Consider the following 16,215-nt stretch of genomic DNA (forward strand, 5'->3'; position numbering starts at 1 on the left):
ATCAGGGCGCGCCTGCCGGTCGGCAAGCGCGTGATGTCGAGAATGCACTGTAAAGAGCCGCCTGCCGCCAGGGTGTAAGCAAGCATGTGCAACTGTCAGTAGATCACCGCGCTGAAAGCCCGATGCATCGGGCTTTTCGGCTCATCGTCACACGCCGATACGTTCGAATTCAGCGTAGGTCCGGTTGAGCCAGCTCTTGATGCGCTGGCGCTCGAGCAAGCCCACCTGGCTGGGCGACGACGAGTGCGTGACCGCCCAGAAACTGCTGCTGTGCGCGTCGATCTTCTGCATGGTGCTGTCCTGCAGACGGCGCAGGGTGATGACCTTGGCGCCCATGGTCAACGCACGTTTCAGCTCGGCCGACGCGTCCAGCACCTGGAAGTCGCCGCCGCGCACTTCGTTCTTGACCAGCACCAGGTCCAGCCGGCCACCAACGGTGTCGAGCAATTTGCGCAGCAGGTCCACCGAGTCGCGTCCGGTGTCCATGACGTGCCAGTAGGTCAGCGGCAAGTCCATTTCCGACGCCAGTTCCAGCAGATTGGATTCTTCGATCCAGTGCAGCAGCGCATCCTGTGTCTGCGCGGCCAGGTCCACCAGCACGTCGGATTCGGGCTGGGCCACGGCTGTCTCCACGATCCGGTCCAGGCTGTCGTATTGGTCGGTCCGCACCGGCGACGTGTAATCGGCGTAGAAGCGCATGAGCGCGCCGTGTGACGGGTCCGCATCGAAGCCGACGAACGGACGTTCGCGATCGATGAAGTATTGCGCCAGGACGCGAGCGACCAGCGACTTGCCTACCCCGCCTTTTTCGCCGCCGATGAAATGCAGATGACTCATGGTGTGTCCTGTGAGTGTTGCGATGGTTGTTGCGTGTGTTGTTGCGACGCTTGCTGCGTTTGTCGTTGTGTCTGTCCGATCATTTCGTGGTCGGGCGCGACCGTGACTCGCACGGTCAGGTCGTGGCCGCCGCCACCGCGGATCACGCCGCGCAAGGGCGTCACATCGCCGTAGTCGCGGCCCCACGCCAGCATGGCGTGGCTGGCAGCCGGCACCATGCCGTTGGTCGGGTCCAGGTCGAGCCAGTCGTCGTGCCTTCCCAGGCCGGGACAGTGCACCGCCACCCACGCATGCGATGCATCCGCACCGATCAGGCGCGCCTGCCCGGGCGGCGGCTGCGACATGAGGTAGCCACTGACGTATCTTGCGGCCAGCCCCATGGCGCGCAGGCAGCCAAGCATGACGTGCGCGAAGTCCTGGCACACGCCGCGCCGCTGCGTGAACGCGTCGATCATGGGCGTCGAGACGTCGGTGCTGCACGAAGCATAGGTGAAGTCCTGATACACCCGCTGCATGAGGTCCAGGGCTGCCTCGGCCACCGGCCGGCCGGCGGTGAAGGACGCGAGCGCGTATTCCCGCAAGGGCGACAGGATGGCGACGTACGGTGACGCGAATGTGAATTCGACTTCACGGCGGAAACCGCCCCCGGCGACATACCGCAGCGCGTGCGCGACCTCCTCCCAGGGCTGGGTGGCTTCCGGCGCGATGCCTTCGAAGCGCGGACGCACGATGACCCGGCTGGTCGCGCTGACGCGCAGGGCATCGTGCGGCGCATACATCTCGAAAATGCTGCGGGCGTTGCCGTAGACGTCGGTTTCGGTCGTGCAGTGCGACGGCTCCGGCTCGATATCCAGCGTGAACGATTCGAGGCGCTGGCACGGCTGGTCCAGCGGCTTCAGGTAGGCCAGATGATGCGCCTGTTCCACCCGCGCGGCGTAGTGGTAGAGCGTCTCGTGGATGATGGTGAGCGCGACACTGCCATCGCCGGAGGACGGCCGGTTTGGCGGCGCCAGACCATCCAGCGGCGGCAACGGGTCAAGCGGCACGATGGGATCCATTGCCGTCATGCGCGCACCGCTCGCGGAAAGTCGACGGCATGGCTGAAATACCGCCGGCCGATTTCGTCGGAGATGCTGCTGGCGGCGCGTGTCAATTGCGCGGCCAGCGCCAGCACGGCGGCATAGCGGCCGTCGGCATCACGCTCGCACAGGGAGGACAGGGTCACGCCGAGCCCTTCCGGCGGCAGGAGGGCCAGCACGGGATCGGGCCGCGCCGGGTCGCTTTTGGTGAAGCGCGCGAGTTCGCTGCGCAATTCGCCGACGATGCACGCCAATGACCGGGGGTTGTCTTCGTCCAGCACCAGCAGATTCAGCAGCACCGGGATTTCATGCCGGCTCTGGAAGTACGCGCGAAAGGTGATCGTGCTGTCGAACACGTCGAGCAGCAAGGCAAAACCGGATTCGAGCAACACGGCATTGTCGGCAAACAGGCAGTCCAGCGACCGCGACATGACCGACAGGCGTTCGGTCTGCCGGCCGATGGTCAGCAGACGCCAGCCGTCGTCGCGGGTCATGCGGTCGGCCTGCGCCCCCGTAATGGCGGACAGCCGCGTACCCAGCCGCTGCAGCGCTTCCTGAGCGCGCAGGGCCGAGTAGTCGGCGCGATCGTCTTCATCCGGATCACCGGCCAGGTCGGCGCTGAAATCTTCCCCCGCGACCAGGATCAGCCGCCAGTGATCGGGCGACAGCCGATCACGGATCTGCCCGGCCGAGCTGGCCAGGGCGCGCAGGTTGTACCGCACGCCCATGGTGGCCGTATCGTCGGCCAGGTACTTGAGCAGGCCCTGCTCGAACGCACGTGGCGAATCGATTGGGGCGGGAAACGGAATGAGGCCGTTGCGCTCGCACAGCCGGGCCAACGCCGCGAACATCTCGCCGGAATCGACGGCGCCGCTGCCGACCCGTTCCAAGGTGATCCGGCACAGTCGCACGCCCGTGTCCGCACGTTCGGTATAGCGGCCCAGCCAGAACATGTTTTCGGCGGACCGGCTGGAAACTGGCCGGCGCTTCTGCGACAGGTCTTCGGGGCTGAGCTGCTCGGGCAGCATCGAGAACGTATCGACCTCGCCCGACGTCATCACCCAGGTGTCGACGCTGCTGCCCCCGCTCTGCATCGACACGACGCGCTGGTCGCGCCCGCCCACCCGGGTCAGGCCGCCGGGGACGATACTCCAGCCGCCCCGCCCGTCGGCCACGGCGAACATGCGCACCATGGCCGCCCGAGGCAGCAGATGCCCGCCGCTCCAGACCGGCGCCTGCGACAGCGGCAGATAGGCCTGCAACGTAAAGGCGTCGGGGTCCGCGGCGATCCGCTCGCGAAGCGCATCCAGTTCCTCGGGCGACGCATAGGCGCCGATGATAGGCTCGAACGCCGCGTTGGCCTTGCGTTCCGGATAGGTCGGCTTGATGACCAGCGTGGACAGGTAAGGCAGCACCTGCTTGAGCGCGGCTTCTTCGCCGCACCACCATGACGCCAGCGACGGCAGGGTCAGTTCCTCGCCCATCAGCCGCTGCGCGATGGCGGGCAAAAAGCCGTTGAAGGCAGGCGATTCCAGGAAGCTGGTGCCGAGCGAGTTGGCGACCAGCACATTGCCCGCGCGCATTGCCTGCAGCAGGCCGGGAATGCCCAGCGTGGAGTCCGATCGCAATTCCAGCGGGTCGCAGAAGTCGTCATCCAGGCGGCGCAGCACGGCGTGCACCCGTTCCAGCCCGTGCAGCGACTTCAGGAAAAGCTGGTTGTCGCGAACCGTCAGGTCGCCGCCTTCGACCAGCGTCAGGCCCAGGTAGCGCGCCAGGAACGTTTGCTCGAAGTAGGTCTCGTTGTACGGCCCCGGGGTCAGCAGCACGATGCGCGGCGGGGTGCCCGGCGCCAGGTTCAGCGGGCTGAGCCGGTACAGCATGTCGACCAGGGTACGGTAGCTGGCCGCCAGATGCTGCACCCGCAGTTCGTGAAACGCCTCATTGAACAGGTTGGAAATGGCCAGCCGGTTTTCAAGCGCGTAGCCCATGCCCGAGGGCGCCTGGGTACGCTGCGAAACGACCCACCACTTGCCATCGGGCGCGCGCGCCAGATCGAACGCCACGATGTGCAGGTAGGTGTCGCCCGGCGGCCGGAAGCCGCACAGGGGCCGCAGATAGCCCGGATGGCCGTAGACCAGCGCCGACGGCACCAGCCCTTCGGTCAGCAATTGCTGCGGCCCGTAGATGTCGGCGACGATGCGGTTGAGCAGCGTGGCGCGCTGGGTCAGCCCGGCTTCCAGCCCCTGCCATTCGTGGTCGGGAATGATGAAGGGCAGCAGGTCGAGCGACCACAGCCGGGTGGGGCCATCGGCATCGGCATAAATGTTGTAGGTGATGCCGTTTTCGCGGATCTGACGCGCGACCGCGTCGGCACGTTCGTCGAGATCCGAAAAGCCGGCGGGGCCCAGATGCTCGAAAAAGCTTTGCCAATGCTGACGCAGCGCCTTGCCGCGCGCCGCATCGCGAAGTTCGTCGTAATGACCGGTGCGTGCCGCCAGCGCCAGATGCAGCGCAGTCGCCACGGCGTCCTGAGACGCCTCGGTCGGAAAAAGCAAAGAAGCCATCGTCTACTCGGTGTGCTTGGGCGCCGGGGAGCAAGCCCTGGCGTTTCCCTCGGAACGGATCCGGATGGCGGCGCGGCGGGCCATGCCGCCGCCCTGCCCTCGGGTCAATCGTGCCGCAGATCGAGCGAATAGGGGAATTCACGTCCGGGGATGGCCGGTTCGACCACCATGCGCCCGGCCGTGTGGCCCATTCTAAGGAAGCGCGCCAAGCGCCGGCTTTCGGCTTCGTACGAATTGACGGGGAAGGTTTCAGGATTGCGCCCGCCCGGATGCGCCACATGATACTGGCAGCCGCCCAGCGAACGCTGCGTCCAGGTGTCGACGATGTCGAAGGTGAGCGGCGTGTGGATCGGGATGGTCGGATGCAGCGCGGTCGGCGGCGCCCAGGCCTTGTAGCGCACGCCCGCCACGAATTCGCCCACGCGGCCGGTCGGCTGCAAAGGCAGCGCGCGGCCGTTGACCGTGATGACGTAGCGGTTGTCGTTCAGTCCGGTGACCTTGACCTCGATCCGTTCCAGCGACGAATCCACGTACCGCGCCGTGCCGGTGGACGAGCTTTCTTCGCCCATGACGTGCCAGGGTTCCAGGGCCGACCGGATCTGCAACTGCACGCTGCGTGCCGCCACTTCGCCGAAGAGCGGGAAACGGAATTCGAAGTGCGGGGCGAACCAGGCGCGATCGAAGGCATAGCCGGCCTCGTTCAGCTCGTCCAGCACGTCGTCGAAGTCCATGGCCACATAGGTGGGCAGCAGGAAACGGTCGTGCAGTTCGGTGCCCCAGCGCGTGATCCGGGCCTTGTAGGGCCGCTTCCAGAAGTAGGCGACCAGGGCCCGCAGCAGCAATTGCTGCGACAGGCTCATGCGGGCATGCGGCGGCATTTCGAACGCGCGCAACTCCAGCAGGCCCAGGCGGCCCGTGGAACTGTCGGGCGAGTACAGCTTGTCGATGCAGAATTCGGACCGGTGCGTGTTGCCGGTAACGTCGATCAGGATGTTGCGCAGCGCGCGGTCGACCATCCAGGGTGGGCAGTGGCCCCCGTGGGCGGCCATCTGCTTGTCGATTTCCTGGATGGCGAGTTCGAGTTCGTAGATCTGGTCATTGCGGGCTTCGTCCACCCGCGGCGCCTGACTCGTCGGCCCGATGAACATGCCCGAGAACAGATAGGACAAGGACGGGTGGTTGATCCAGTAGGCGATCAGGCTGGTCAGCACGTCCGGACGCCGCAGGAACGGGCTGTCGGCCGGCGTGGCCCCACCCAGCACGAAGTGGTTGCCGCCGCCCGTGCCCGTGTGGCGGCCGTCCAGCATGAATTTTTCGGTGGACAGCCGGGTTTCGAACGCCGCCTGATACAGGAATTCGGTGTGGTCGACGAGGTCGGCCCAGTTGCTGGAGGGGTGGATGTTGACTTCGATCACGCCCGGATCGGGCGTGACGGCCAGCAGCTTCAGGCGCGGATCGCGCGGGGGCGGATAGCCCTCGATCACGATGCGCATGGCCAGCTTGCGGGCCGTGGCTTCCACGGCCGCGACCAGCTCCAGGTAGTGTTCGACATCGGCCAGCGGCGGCATGAAGATGTAGAGGATGCCCTGGCGCGCTTCGACGCACAGCGCCGTGCGGTTGATCCACGAGGCGGACTCGAAGGGAGCCGGCATGCGGTCGGCGCCGGGCTCGGTCGAACCTGCATCTGCACCCCCGCCACGCTTGCGCCGTCGCGGCCGGCGATGCCCGTTCCGGCATTGCGGCCGGCATCGGGGCCACGGCCGGGCGCCGGCACCGCTGCGCTGCCGCGCGACGGATCGCCCGCCCCGTTGCGTTCCGCGGCCATGCCCGGCAATTGCGCCCGGATCTGCACCGGGTCGGCCAGGCCGCCGCGCGGTGCAAAGGGATCACGGTCGAACTGCTGCACGGCGTCGGCTTCGGACACCCAGGGCAGCGAATCGAGTGGCAGGCGATAACCCATGGGCGAATCGCCTGGGAACAGGTACATCCGTTCGTCCCGGAAGAACCACGGTCCGGTCAGCCACGCCGGGCCGGTGGCGGCGTCATTGCGGCGGATGGGCAGTGTGTAGCCGACGACCTTGTCGAGCTTCTGCTGGAACACCTTGCGCAGACGCGCCCGTTCCATTTCGTCGTCCAGCCGCGCGTCGAACGGGTCGACGTTGACCGGCAGGCGGCGTTCACGCCACAGGTAATAGAAGACGTCTTCATACCCCGGCGCGATCGTGCCGGTGCCAAGACCCAGCAAGGTCGTCAGGCTTTCGATGAAGCGCTTGGCGTCGGCTTCGGTATAGCTGCCGGGTTCACGTTCGTCGGCAAACAGGGAAGGATCTTCCCAGCACGGCTTGCCGTCGGCGCGCCAGTAGATCGACAAGGCCCATCGGGGCAGTTGTTCGCCGGGATACCACTTGCCCTGGCCGAAGTGCAGGAAGCCGCCCGCGCCATATCGGGCGCGCAGCTTGTGCACGAGTTCGGTGGCAAACCCCCGCTTGGTCGGGCCCAGTGCGGCAATATTCCATTCGGCGCCGTCGCGGTCATCCACCGAGACGAAGGTGGGCTCGCCGCCCATGGTCAGGCGCACGTCCATGGCCTTCAAGTCGGCATCGACCTGTTCGCCCAGCTTCAGCACCGATTGCCACTGGTCTTCGGTGTACGGCTTGGTGACCCGGGGCGTCTCGAACACCCGCGTGACTTCCATGGTGTGTTCGAACACGACCTCGGCCTTGTCGACCGCGCCCGTTACCGGGGCCGCACTGCTTGGTTCGGGTGTGGCGGCCAGCGGAATGTGCCCTTCGCCCGCGAACAGGCCCGACGTGGGGTCCAGACCCACCCATCCCGCGCCCGGCAGGTAGACCTCGCACCAGGCGTGCAGATCAGTAAAGTCGGCCTCGGCGCCCGACGGGCCGTCCAGCGACTTGACGTCGGGTTTGAGCTGGATCAGGTAGCCCGACACGAAACGTGCGGCCAGGCCCAGCTGGCGCAAGGCTTCGACCAGCAGCCAGCCGGAATCGCGGCAGGATCCCGCCGCCAGTTCCAGGGTTTCTTCGGGCGTCTGCACGCCCGGTTCCATGCGGATGAGGTAACTGATGTCGTCGTGGACCTGCTGATTCAAGGCAACGAGGAAATCGATGGTGCGGCGCGGTGTGACGTCGATGCGGTCGACAAAGGCTTTGAAGCGCGGCGTCAGTTCGCCCTTGACGAGGTAGGGCGCAAGTTCGCGCGCAAGGGCCTCGTCGTAGGTAAAGGGAAATTCTTCGGCGTCGGGTTCAAGAAAGAAGTCGAAGGGATTGAGCACCGACATTTCGGCGACCAGATCGACAGTGATCTTGAATTCGGTGGTCTTGCTTGGAAAGGTCAGCCGCGCCAGATAGTTGGCGAACGGGTCCTGCTGCCAGTTCACGAAGTGTTCGGCCGGGTCGATCGTGAGCGAATACGACAGGATGGGTGTGCGGGAATGTGGCGCGGGACGCAGCCGCACGACTTGCGGCGACAGGGTAACGGGGCGATCGTAGCGGTAATGCGTGACGTGTTTTAAGGCAACTTGAATGGCCACGAGCGGCTCCGAGGGTGACGATACCGTTAAGACAAGAGCGTGGATTCAAGCAGAAAGCATGCCAATCCAGACCACGCACGCGGACCTTCCGCGCGCACTTGGGCATAGTACGGTGACCCGGGGCGCAAGTGGCGGTGCAGCATGGGCAAATCTGTCCTGGGCCCGATTTTTTGAATCAAATGCCACGATGTCTGGCCTTGACGGCCCAGCCTGGGGGACACTGAGAAGGCTTGCGCCGGCCCTGCGCACCGCCCTAGTGCGATCACCGGCTGCCAGAACAGTCAGGAGATGATCATGGAAAAGATGACGGCACACACCGCACACGTTCAATTGGCCAGCCTGCCACAGTGGCATTTCGACGAGGCCCGGGGCGCCATTACCCGCGACTTCAGATTCAAGGATTTTGCGCAGGCGTTCGCCTTCATGACGCAGATCGCCATGGCCGCCGAAAAGCGCGACCATCACCCCGAATGGTCCAACGTCTACAACAAAGTCCATATCCTGTTGACGACCCACGAAGCCAACGGGCTGACGCATCGGGACATCGACCTGGCCAGATATGCCGATGACGCGTACGCACGGTTTGCGCGCTGACCATCATGCGTATGCCGACGCCCCCCGCGGACAAACACGGCCTGGCTGCCGCCGACGCCCCGCCGCCCGGCCGGCCTGACTGGACCATCCCGCAAGACTGGTCCGGTTACGGGCCGGAAGACCATGCCACCTGGAAGACGCTGTTCGAACGGCAATCCCGGCTGCTGCCGGGGCGGGCCTGTGACGCATTCGTGCAAGGCATGCGCGACCTGCCGATCGCGGCCGACCGGATCCCGGAATTCGATGCGCTGAGCGAGGTGCTGATGGCTCGGACTGGCTGGCAGGTGGTGGCTGTGCCGGGCCTGGTCCCCGACGAGGTGTTTTTCGATCATCTGGCCAATCGCCGCTTTCCTGCCGGGCAGTTCATCCGCCGGCCCGACCAGCTCGACTATCTGGAAGAGCCCGACATCTTCCATGATGTGTTCGGCCATGTGCCGATGCTGCTCAATCCGGCCATTGCCGACTTCATCCAGGCGTATGGCCTGGGCGGCCTGCGCGCGCGGCAGTTGGGCACCCTGGCGCAGCTGGCACGCGTCTATTGGTACACGGTCGAATTCGGCCTGGTGCGCGAAGCCGGTGGGCTGCGGATCTACGGCGCCGGGATCGCTTCATCGTTGACCGAGACGCGCTTTGCCTTGGAAGACCCGTCGCCCCACCGCGTGCGGTTCGACCTGGACCGGGTGATGGCGACGCGCTATCGCATCGACGATTTCCAGGAAATCTACTTTGTGGTCGACAGCCTGGACGCCGTACTGGATCTGGCCGCCATCGACTTTGCGCCGGTCTATGACAGGGTGCGCCGACGCGACGAACTATCGCCCGGACAGCTGCTGCCTACCGACGCAGTCCTTACGCGCGGCAACGGCTACTACCACCGGTAAGTGCTTGTGAGCCTTCGTATGCACGCCGTGAGAACTGGTTGCATTTGGTCTTGAATGATCGCGTTTACCCCTGCATCTGATTGATAACGCCGTGGGTAGGATCCCCTACCGACACCGGCCCGCCCGAGCCGGCGCCTTGCCTTGCACCGCCAATGCAACGCGCTACCCGGACCCGTCTGCGCCTGGCACGCCATCCGGCGGAAGAGACCTCAGCGCCCTTGCGCACGCGTCTCTAAGTGAGTTCTCAAGGAGTATCCACGATGTTCCAGAACGACAACGACAATGCCATCATCGACCTGCTCGACAAACGGGTTCGCAAACAAGAACAACGCCGCCACTTTTTTCGCAAGACCGCCGGCCTGACCGCCGGGTTGGCCACCGGGGTGGTCCTGGGCGCTTGCGGCAGTTCGGGCGACGACGCCGTCGCGCAGACGGGCCCGACCGATCCCGAAATCCTGAACTTCGCGCTCAACCTGGAATACCTGGAAGCGCAGTTCTATCAGATGGCGGCCTATGGCCGGACCCTGCCGGCCAATTTGCTGACGGGCACGGGACGTCAAGGCGCGGTCAGCGGCGGACATATCGTTCCGTTCAAGGATCCCCTGGTGGCGGCCTATGCGAAGGAAATCGCCGATGACGAAGTGGCACACGTCGCGTTCCTGCGCGCCGCACTGGGCTCGGCTGCCGTCGCACAACCTGCCATCAACATCGATGGCGCCAGTCCGACCGGTGCATTCTCGGTCGCAGCGCGCGCAGCCGGCCTGATCCAGGCCGGCCAGACCTTCGATCCCTACGCCGACGACAATAGCTTCCTGCTGGGCGCCTATATTTTTGAAGACGTGGGCGTGACGGCGTACAAAGGCGCGTCCCCACTGATCCAGAACAAGACCTTCCTGGAAGCCGCCGCCGGCATCCTGGCTGCGGAGGCCTACCATGCCGGCCTGGTCCGCACGGTGCTGTACGCCAAGGGCCTGACTTCGCAGGCGCAAGCCATTTCGGACGCCCGTGATTCGCTGGATGGCGCCACTGATCTGGACCAGGGCATCGGGACCTCCACCGTGGCCAACATCGTGCCGCTGGACGCCAATGGCGTCGCCTTCAGCCGCACGCCGGGTCAGGTGCTGAACATCGTGTTCCTGAACAAGGCGGCCGTGACGCAGGGTGGGTTTTACCCTTCAGGCGTCAACGGAACCCTTGCGATGAGCGCGCCCAACTGATCAGATGACGCTGTCGTTCCGCTGAAGCCGGGCGCGCCGCATGGACTTACCACGCAGCGCGCCCTGCCCGCTTTCTTCCTTGATGTTTCCCCGCACACCCTGACCACCCGTCAGCGAGGAGCCCGACATGGACAGCTCTGCCCTGGAGTCTTCCGGTAAACGCCCGGGTCATCCGCCCGCCTGGACCTGGCGGCGGCTGCTTGGCTTCGGCATTGTCGCCGCCGGTGTCCTGATAGTGCTGGGAGACGGGTACGGTTGGCTTGCGGCGCAGAATCCGCATGTGCGGGACGCATTGCTGGCGGGCTCGCTCGCCGCTTTTGCCACTGCCCTGGGCACGGTGCCGGTGGCGCTGTCCCAGACCTTTTCCCAACGCGTGTCCGACTCCGTCATGGGCTTTGGCGCGGGCGTCATGCTTGCGGCCAGCGCGTTTTCGCTGGTGATCCCCGGCATTGCCGCGGCCAAGGCGCAAGGTGCCGGCGCCTGGGGTGCGGGCGGTATCGTGGGCGGCGGCATTCTGGTGGGCGCCTTGCTGCTGTTGCTGCTGGACCGGCTGGTCCCGCACGAACACTTCGTCAAGGGGCTGGAAGGCCCAAGCGCCCGGGCGATGAAACGGGTGTGGCTGTTCGTCCTGGCCATTACCTTGCACAACCTGCCCGAAGGCATGGCGATTGGAGTGGCCTTTGGGGGCACCGACGCGTTGGGGGCCCAAGCGCTTGCCACGGGCATCTCGATCCAGGACATGCCGGAAGGCCTGGTCGTCGCCATGGCGCTGCGGGGCGTGGGCTACCGCAAGCTGACGGCGGTGGGATTGGGCATCCTGTCGGGTCTGATCGAACCGATCGCGGCGGTGTTTGGTGCGGCGGCGATCGGCCTGTCAGCCGGACTGCTGCCTTGGGGACTGGCCATGGCGGCGGGCGCCATGCTGTTCGTCATCAGCCACGAGATCATTCCGGAATCGCATCGCCAGGGCCACGAAACCTGCGCCACCGTGGGCCTGATGCTGGGCTTTGTGGTGATGATGCTGCTGGACACGGCCCTGTCATGAATCACGACCGCGACAGCAAGGCTTCCCACGAATTTTCCGATCTTGCGCAATCAAATCGCTTGACATTAGATCGTGCGCTATCTAGTATGCCAACCATGGACACCAAGACATTGCCCGACCCGGCAACCCGCAACCTTCTGGCGCTGGATGGCCAGCTGTGTTTTGCCCTGTATTCGACCTCGCTGGCCATGAGCAAGGTCTATCGCAAGCTGCTCAAGGATTTGAACCTGACTTACCCGCAGTACCTGGTCATGTTGGTGCTGTGGGAAAAAGATGGCGTGACGGTGTCCGAGATCGGCGAACACCTGTTCCTGGATTCGGCCACCTTGACTCCGCTGTTGAAGCGCCTCGAAGCGGCTAGTCTGGTCAGCCGGGTGCGGGCCGCGCATGACGAACGTCAGGTGATCGTGTCGCTGACCGACGCCGGGCGGGACCTGCGGGAGCAGGCCATCGCGGTGCCCACGGGGGTGTTCTGCGCCACCGAATGCAGCATTGATGAACTGGACACCATGACTCGCCAACTGGCGGGGCTACGTGCCCGATTGATCCAGAACGGCTGACCGGGCCTTGCACGACCGGTTTCTTGACCTATTTAAATAGCACGCGATTTATTCATCAACGATACACTCTGACAAAGGAATCACCATGTCGCTCGATAAAGTCCTCTACACCGCCAACGCCACCGCAACCGGAGGCCGTGAAGGTCGCGCGGTGTCTTCCGACAAAGTGCTCGACGTCAAGCTGACCACCCCGCGCGAACTGGGCGGCAACGGCGCCGAAGGCACCAATCCGGAACAGTTGTTCGCGGCAGGTTATTCGGCCTGCTTCCTGGGCGCCATGAAGTTCGTTGGCGCGCGTGACAAGATCACCGTTCCAGGCGCGACCAGCGTCCATGGCGCAGTCAGCATCGGCCCGATCCCGACCGGCTTTGGCATCCAGGTCGAACTGCAGATCGCCCTGCCCGGCCTGGCGCGCGACGAGGCGGAACGCCTGGTGAACGCCGCCCACATCGTGTGCCCGTATTCGAACGCAACGCGCGGCAATATCGACGTGACGCTGACGATTCTGTAAAAAGCCAGCGGACACGGGTCAGGCGCCGCGGCAAGCCTTCAAGGCTTGCCCTGATAGTCGCGAACAAAGGCGTCGACGTCGGACGCGGGAATCGGCCGCGACAGGTAATAGCCCTGCGCTTCGTCGCAGCGCCAGTCCTGAAGCAGGCGCAGGGTGCGCGCATCTTCCACGCCCTCGGCCACCGTGCGGTAGCCGAGGTCTCGTGCCAGATCCAGAATGGCGCGCGTGATCCGCTGGTCGCGCAAGGTATCGGGCAAGTGCCGCACCAGGCTCTGGTCCAGCTTGATGATGCGGGCCGGGATGTCGCTCAGGTAGCCAAAGTTGCTGTAGCCGGTGCCAAAGTCATCGATCGCCAGGTTGACCCCATCGGCCACCATGTCGGCCAGTTGGCGCGCCACGGACGCACTGCGGTACAGCCACTCCCCCTCCGTCACCTCGACTTCCAGCCGATCAGGCGCGATGCCGTGCCGCGCGCAGGCGTCACGCAAGGCCTGTGGCAAGGCGTCCCCGTCAAAGTCCCGGGCAGACAGGTTGACCGACACGCGCAGGTCCGGGCACGCGGACGACCAGCGGGAGAGTTGCGCCAGGGCCGCGTCCACGACCCACAAGGTCAGCGGCTGCATGAGGGCCGTGCGCTCGACGACAGGAATGAATTCCGCCGGGCCGATTTCCCCCAGGTCCGGATGCGTCCACCTCAGCAAGGCCTCGACCGCCGTCACGCGGCCCAGGGTCAGGTCCACGCGCGGCTGGTAGACCAGGTACAGCTGATGCTCGGCCAACGCTTGCGGCATGTCGACGGCAAGCCGGAAATTGCGGCGGAACCGGGCGTCGCGGTCCGCGTCGTACCAGGTCCACGGGCGGTTTTCCTTCAACGACGCAGTGACTGCGCTCATGGCCTGCCTGAGCGCATCGCCCACGCCGCCTTCTTCCAGCCGCAGTTCGACCAGGCCCAGGTGCGCATCGGGCCGCAGCGGCACCGATTCAATGATCAGCGTGCGGCTGGCCACGGCAATCAGTTCCGTCAGGAATGCGTGCTGATCCGTCGCACCGTCATCCGCCATGACAAAGGCGTAGCGGCTGGTACCCACGTGATACAGCGTGGCAATGCCGGCCAGATGATTGCTGACGTTGACGCCCACTTCATAAATCAGGGTTTCGACCGCCTTGATGCTGAGCGCCTGCCCCATGTCGATGGCACGCGCAAGGTCCATGACTTCGATCAGCACCAGAAGCCGGTCCTCGCCGGGATACAAGGCTGGCAGGGCTTGCAGATGCCGCACGAATTGCTGGCGGTTGGGCAGACCGCTGACCGCGTCGCGGTGGCCGACCACCTGGCGCAGCGCCACCTGCGTCATGACCATCTGCGCCAGGGCAAGCAAGTGGGTGCGCTCGGTGGGCGTCAGCGAGCGGGGGCGAAAGTCGATCAGGCAGAGCGTGCCGATGGCATGACCCGATTCGGTCACCAGCGGGGCGCCGGCATAGAACTGGATTCCGGGGCTGTCGACGACCAGGGGGTTGCTGGAAAACCGGGTGTCCGTCGTCAGGTCGGCCACTTCGAACAGGCCGCGTTGCCGGATGGCATGAGCGCAGATGGAGACGTCGCGCGGCGTTCCGGTCAGATCGGTCCCGACGCGGGACAGGAACTGCTGCCGGTCTCGATCCACCAGCGAGATAAGCACGACCGGCATGTCGAAGCAGAAGGACGCCAGGCGGGTGATCTGGTCGAAATTCTCGTCATGCACGACATCCAGCAGATCGAGCGCATGCAAGACATTCAAGCGCGCCTGTTCTTTTTCTACATCGTCGCGCATGGTGTCCTGGTGGTGTCCACTGATGGCAACCGCAAGGATAGTCCATCATGGAAACAGGATGAAGCCGGTGCGCAGCGGTATGCCGGCAAATCAACGTCATTCGAGTGGTCGCGAGCACACACTGGCCCCGCCGTTACTGCATTCCGCACGGATGAGCCAGGTCAGGCATGGCCCCGCAGCGGAGCGGCCGGTGTTGCGCCGCTGCCTAATTCGCGCGATGCATCCGGCCGGGCGCACACGTCCTGGCACCAGGTCTGATGCTGATGGATCGCCGTGTCCGACCAGGCGCCCGCGCGCAGCAGGGTGCCGATCAACGCGTGCAGCTCGGTATCGGACAAGGGGCATTCGGGATCGCCGGGGGCGTCTGGCGCATCGAAGGGGTGGGTCGTGCCGTCCGTCAGGGTGATCAGCAGCCGCGCCCCAAAATGCGCGGGGTAGGTCTGCGCAATGGCCGGCAACACCGTCAAGGTGACCTTGGCGCGCAGGGTGGCGACATCCGGATCCTGGCGCGCGCCGGCTTCGAAGGCATCGAAACCCGGAGCGCCGCGCAGCAAGGTCACCGCCACGGCATGCTGGAGGCTGAAGCGGGCCTGTTGCAGGTCCGCGGGCGCCGGGGCGTCACAGAAGGCGATGGCATCGGGGTAGGTCTGCACGTCGATCGCGGCGATGGCGGCAGCGGGTGCGGTCGATGCGCCCCGACCTTGCGGCCCCGCCAGACCGAGCGTCGCTCGCGCCGCCAGCGCCGCGGCAATGGCCGGATGCGCGTGGCGGCAGGCGGGCCAGGGCTTGAAGCTGGTTTCATGCAGCCGCCATGCACCCTGCGGATCCGCCGGCAATTGTTCGGGCCGCGCGTCGGGACACATGACCGTGAAAAACCCTTTGGCGCCCTCGAACGCATGCGCCGGACCGCGCAGGCCGGCGCGGGCCATCCCGGCGGCGGCCAGGCCAAGCTGGCTTGCCTGCGACGTATGCCACGGCTTGCCGTCGCTGGCTTCCAGCCGGATCTGCCACAGGCCGGACGCCCGCGTCGCGGCCAGCGCCAAGGCGTGCGCGGTAGCCGCGGCATCCAGGCCGAACATCGACGCCGCGGCGGCGGCAGCGCCGAATCCCCCGCAGGTGGCGGTGGTGTGCCAATGGACATAGTGGGCCGGGCCGACCGACAGGCCGGTCCGGATCGTGGCTTCATATCCACGGACAATCGCATCGGCCATGTCAGCGGCCGAACTGCCCAAGACTCGGGCCAGGTGGCGCACGACCGGAATCACGACGGGGCCGGGGTGCACCAGCGCTGCGCGGTGCGTGTCGTCCAGTTCGTCGAGGCTGCCCAACGACGCCTCGAACAGGAAATGCGCGGTGTCGGTGGGCGAATTGACCGGCAGGCCCAGGCTCGCGGCCTGCCACAGAGGCTCGCCCAGGTCGGCGGCGGCCACGCGCGCCGCGGCACCGGTCCAATACGACAGATGCCGGAAGGCGCGGCGGCGATCGTCGTCGCCCACCGGCCGGGCCAGAATGTCGGCCAGCTGGCGGGCCAGCGGCAAGGCGCCCACCGTCATCCCCGCAGCCATC

12 protein-coding genes and 1 pseudogene are annotated in these 16,215 nt (G+C 65.7%); 6 read left to right on the forward strand and 7 right to left on the reverse strand.

Annotation, left to right across the window (positions count from 1 at the left end):
• Positions 1-147: 147 nt before the first annotated feature.
• From ACNANG_RS06920 to ACNANG_RS06935, 4 genes and pseudogenes are all read right to left on the reverse strand, one after another.
• On the reverse strand, positions 148-837 hold the full coding sequence (locus ACNANG_RS06920; RefSeq protein ID WP_420226568.1) for a mobilization protein: 690 nt from the start codon (positions 835-837) through the stop codon (positions 148-150).
• On the reverse strand, positions 834-1,904 hold the full coding sequence (locus ACNANG_RS06925) for a transglutaminase family protein (RefSeq protein ID WP_420226569.1): 1,071 nt from the start codon (positions 1,902-1,904) through the stop codon (positions 834-836). The genes ACNANG_RS06920 and ACNANG_RS06925 overlap by 4 nt, the downstream gene beginning before the upstream one ends.
• On the reverse strand, positions 1,901-4,480 hold the full coding sequence (locus tag ACNANG_RS06930) for a circularly permuted type 2 ATP-grasp protein (RefSeq protein WP_420226570.1): 2,580 nt from the start codon (positions 4,478-4,480) through the stop codon (positions 1,901-1,903). Before ACNANG_RS06930 ends, ACNANG_RS06925 begins: the two co-directional genes overlap by 4 nt.
• Before the next feature lie 104 nt (positions 4,481-4,584).
• Positions 4,585-8,030 (reverse strand): annotated as a pseudogene (locus tag ACNANG_RS06935) (DUF2126 domain-containing protein).
• Positions 8,031-8,321: 291 nt separating this feature from the next.
• On the opposite strand from ACNANG_RS06935, the gene ACNANG_RS06940 reads away from it, so the two are divergent.
• The 3 genes from ACNANG_RS06940 to ACNANG_RS06950 all read left to right on the forward strand — a co-directional run bounded on the left by ACNANG_RS06940 (position 8,322) and on the right by ACNANG_RS06950 (position 10,722).
• The gene (locus ACNANG_RS06940; protein ID WP_420227474.1) at positions 8,322-8,624 is read left to right on the forward strand and encodes a 4a-hydroxytetrahydrobiopterin dehydratase; all 303 of its coding nucleotides are present in this window, start codon (positions 8,322-8,324) and stop codon (positions 8,622-8,624) included.
• A gap of 11 nt (positions 8,625-8,635) precedes the next feature.
• Positions 8,636-9,505, forward strand: a complete 870-nt coding sequence (gene phhA, locus ACNANG_RS06945; protein ID WP_420226571.1) for a phenylalanine 4-monooxygenase — start codon at positions 8,636-8,638, stop codon at positions 9,503-9,505.
• A 260-nt stretch (positions 9,506-9,765) separates the two neighbouring features.
• The gene (locus ACNANG_RS06950) at positions 9,766-10,722 is read left to right on the forward strand and encodes a ferritin-like domain-containing protein (protein ID WP_420226572.1); all 957 of its coding nucleotides are present in this window, start codon (positions 9,766-9,768) and stop codon (positions 10,720-10,722) included.
• On the opposite strand, the gene ACNANG_RS06955 is transcribed toward ACNANG_RS06950, so the two are convergent.
• A complete protein-coding gene (locus tag ACNANG_RS06955) occupies positions 10,723-10,851 on the reverse strand; it encodes a hypothetical protein (protein WP_420226573.1) in 129 nt (42 codons plus the stop codon).
• Here ACNANG_RS06955 and ACNANG_RS06960 point away from each other — a divergent pair.
• The 3 genes from ACNANG_RS06960 (at position 10,850) to ACNANG_RS06970 (ending at position 12,838) form a co-directional block, all read left to right on the forward strand.
• Positions 10,850-11,767 carry a ZIP family metal transporter gene (locus ACNANG_RS06960; protein ID WP_420226574.1) on the forward strand — a complete coding sequence of 306 codons (918 nt, stop codon included), beginning with the start codon at positions 10,850-10,852 and terminating at the stop codon, positions 11,765-11,767. The two genes, ACNANG_RS06955 and ACNANG_RS06960, sit on opposite strands and share 2 nt — an antisense overlap.
• 95 nt (positions 11,768-11,862) lie before the next feature.
• A complete protein-coding gene (locus tag ACNANG_RS06965; RefSeq protein ID WP_420226575.1) occupies positions 11,863-12,327 on the forward strand; it encodes a MarR family winged helix-turn-helix transcriptional regulator in 465 nt (154 codons plus the stop codon).
• A gap of 85 nt (positions 12,328-12,412) precedes the next feature.
• Positions 12,413-12,838 carry an organic hydroperoxide resistance protein gene (locus ACNANG_RS06970; RefSeq protein WP_420226576.1) on the forward strand — a complete coding sequence of 142 codons (426 nt, stop codon included), beginning with the start codon at positions 12,413-12,415 and terminating at the stop codon, positions 12,836-12,838.
• 38 nt (positions 12,839-12,876) lie between these two features.
• On the opposite strand, the gene ACNANG_RS06975 is transcribed toward ACNANG_RS06970, so the two are convergent.
• A complete protein-coding gene (locus ACNANG_RS06975) occupies positions 12,877-14,649 on the reverse strand; it encodes an EAL domain-containing protein (RefSeq protein WP_420226577.1) in 1,773 nt (590 codons plus the stop codon).
• A gap of 161 nt (positions 14,650-14,810) precedes the next feature.
• Positions 14,811-16,214, reverse strand: a complete 1,404-nt coding sequence (locus tag ACNANG_RS06980; RefSeq protein ID WP_420226578.1) for an MmgE/PrpD family protein — start codon at positions 16,212-16,214, stop codon at positions 14,811-14,813.
• Between the last annotated feature and the right edge of the window lies 1 nt (position 16,215).

Origin of the sequence: Pigmentiphaga litoralis, from assembly GCF_048632615.1 — a bacterium.
GTDB classification, from domain to species: domain Bacteria; phylum Pseudomonadota; class Gammaproteobacteria; order Burkholderiales; family Burkholderiaceae_B; genus Pigmentiphaga; species Pigmentiphaga litoralis_B.

Coding starts and splice junctions, on each gene's coding strand:
- ACNANG_RS06920 (WP_420226568.1), bottom strand. CDS start 837: ATGAGTCATCTGCATTTCATCGGCGGCGAAAAAGGCGGGGTAGGCAAG.
- ACNANG_RS06925 (WP_420226569.1), bottom strand. CDS start 1,904: ATGACGGCAATGGATCCCATCGTGCCGCTTGACCCGTTGCCGCCGCTG.
- ACNANG_RS06930 (WP_420226570.1), bottom strand. CDS start 4,480: ATGGCTTCTTTGCTTTTTCCGACCGAGGCGTCTCAGGACGCCGTGGCG.
- phhA (WP_420226571.1), top strand. CDS start 8,636: ATGCCGACGCCCCCCGCGGACAAACACGGCCTGGCTGCCGCCGACGCC.
- ACNANG_RS06950 (WP_420226572.1), top strand. CDS start 9,766: ATGTTCCAGAACGACAACGACAATGCCATCATCGACCTGCTCGACAAA.
- ACNANG_RS06960 (WP_420226574.1), top strand. CDS start 10,850: ATGGACAGCTCTGCCCTGGAGTCTTCCGGTAAACGCCCGGGTCATCCG.
- ACNANG_RS06955 (WP_420226573.1), bottom strand. CDS start 10,851: ATGTCGGGCTCCTCGCTGACGGGTGGTCAGGGTGTGCGGGGAAACATC.
- ACNANG_RS06965 (WP_420226575.1), top strand. CDS start 11,863: ATGGACACCAAGACATTGCCCGACCCGGCAACCCGCAACCTTCTGGCG.
- ACNANG_RS06970 (WP_420226576.1), top strand. CDS start 12,413: ATGTCGCTCGATAAAGTCCTCTACACCGCCAACGCCACCGCAACCGGA.
- ACNANG_RS06975 (WP_420226577.1), bottom strand. CDS start 14,649: ATGCGCGACGATGTAGAAAAAGAACAGGCGCGCTTGAATGTCTTGCAT.
- ACNANG_RS06980 (WP_420226578.1), bottom strand. CDS start 16,214: ATGGCTGCGGGGATGACGGTGGGCGCCTTGCCGCTGGCCCGCCAGCTG.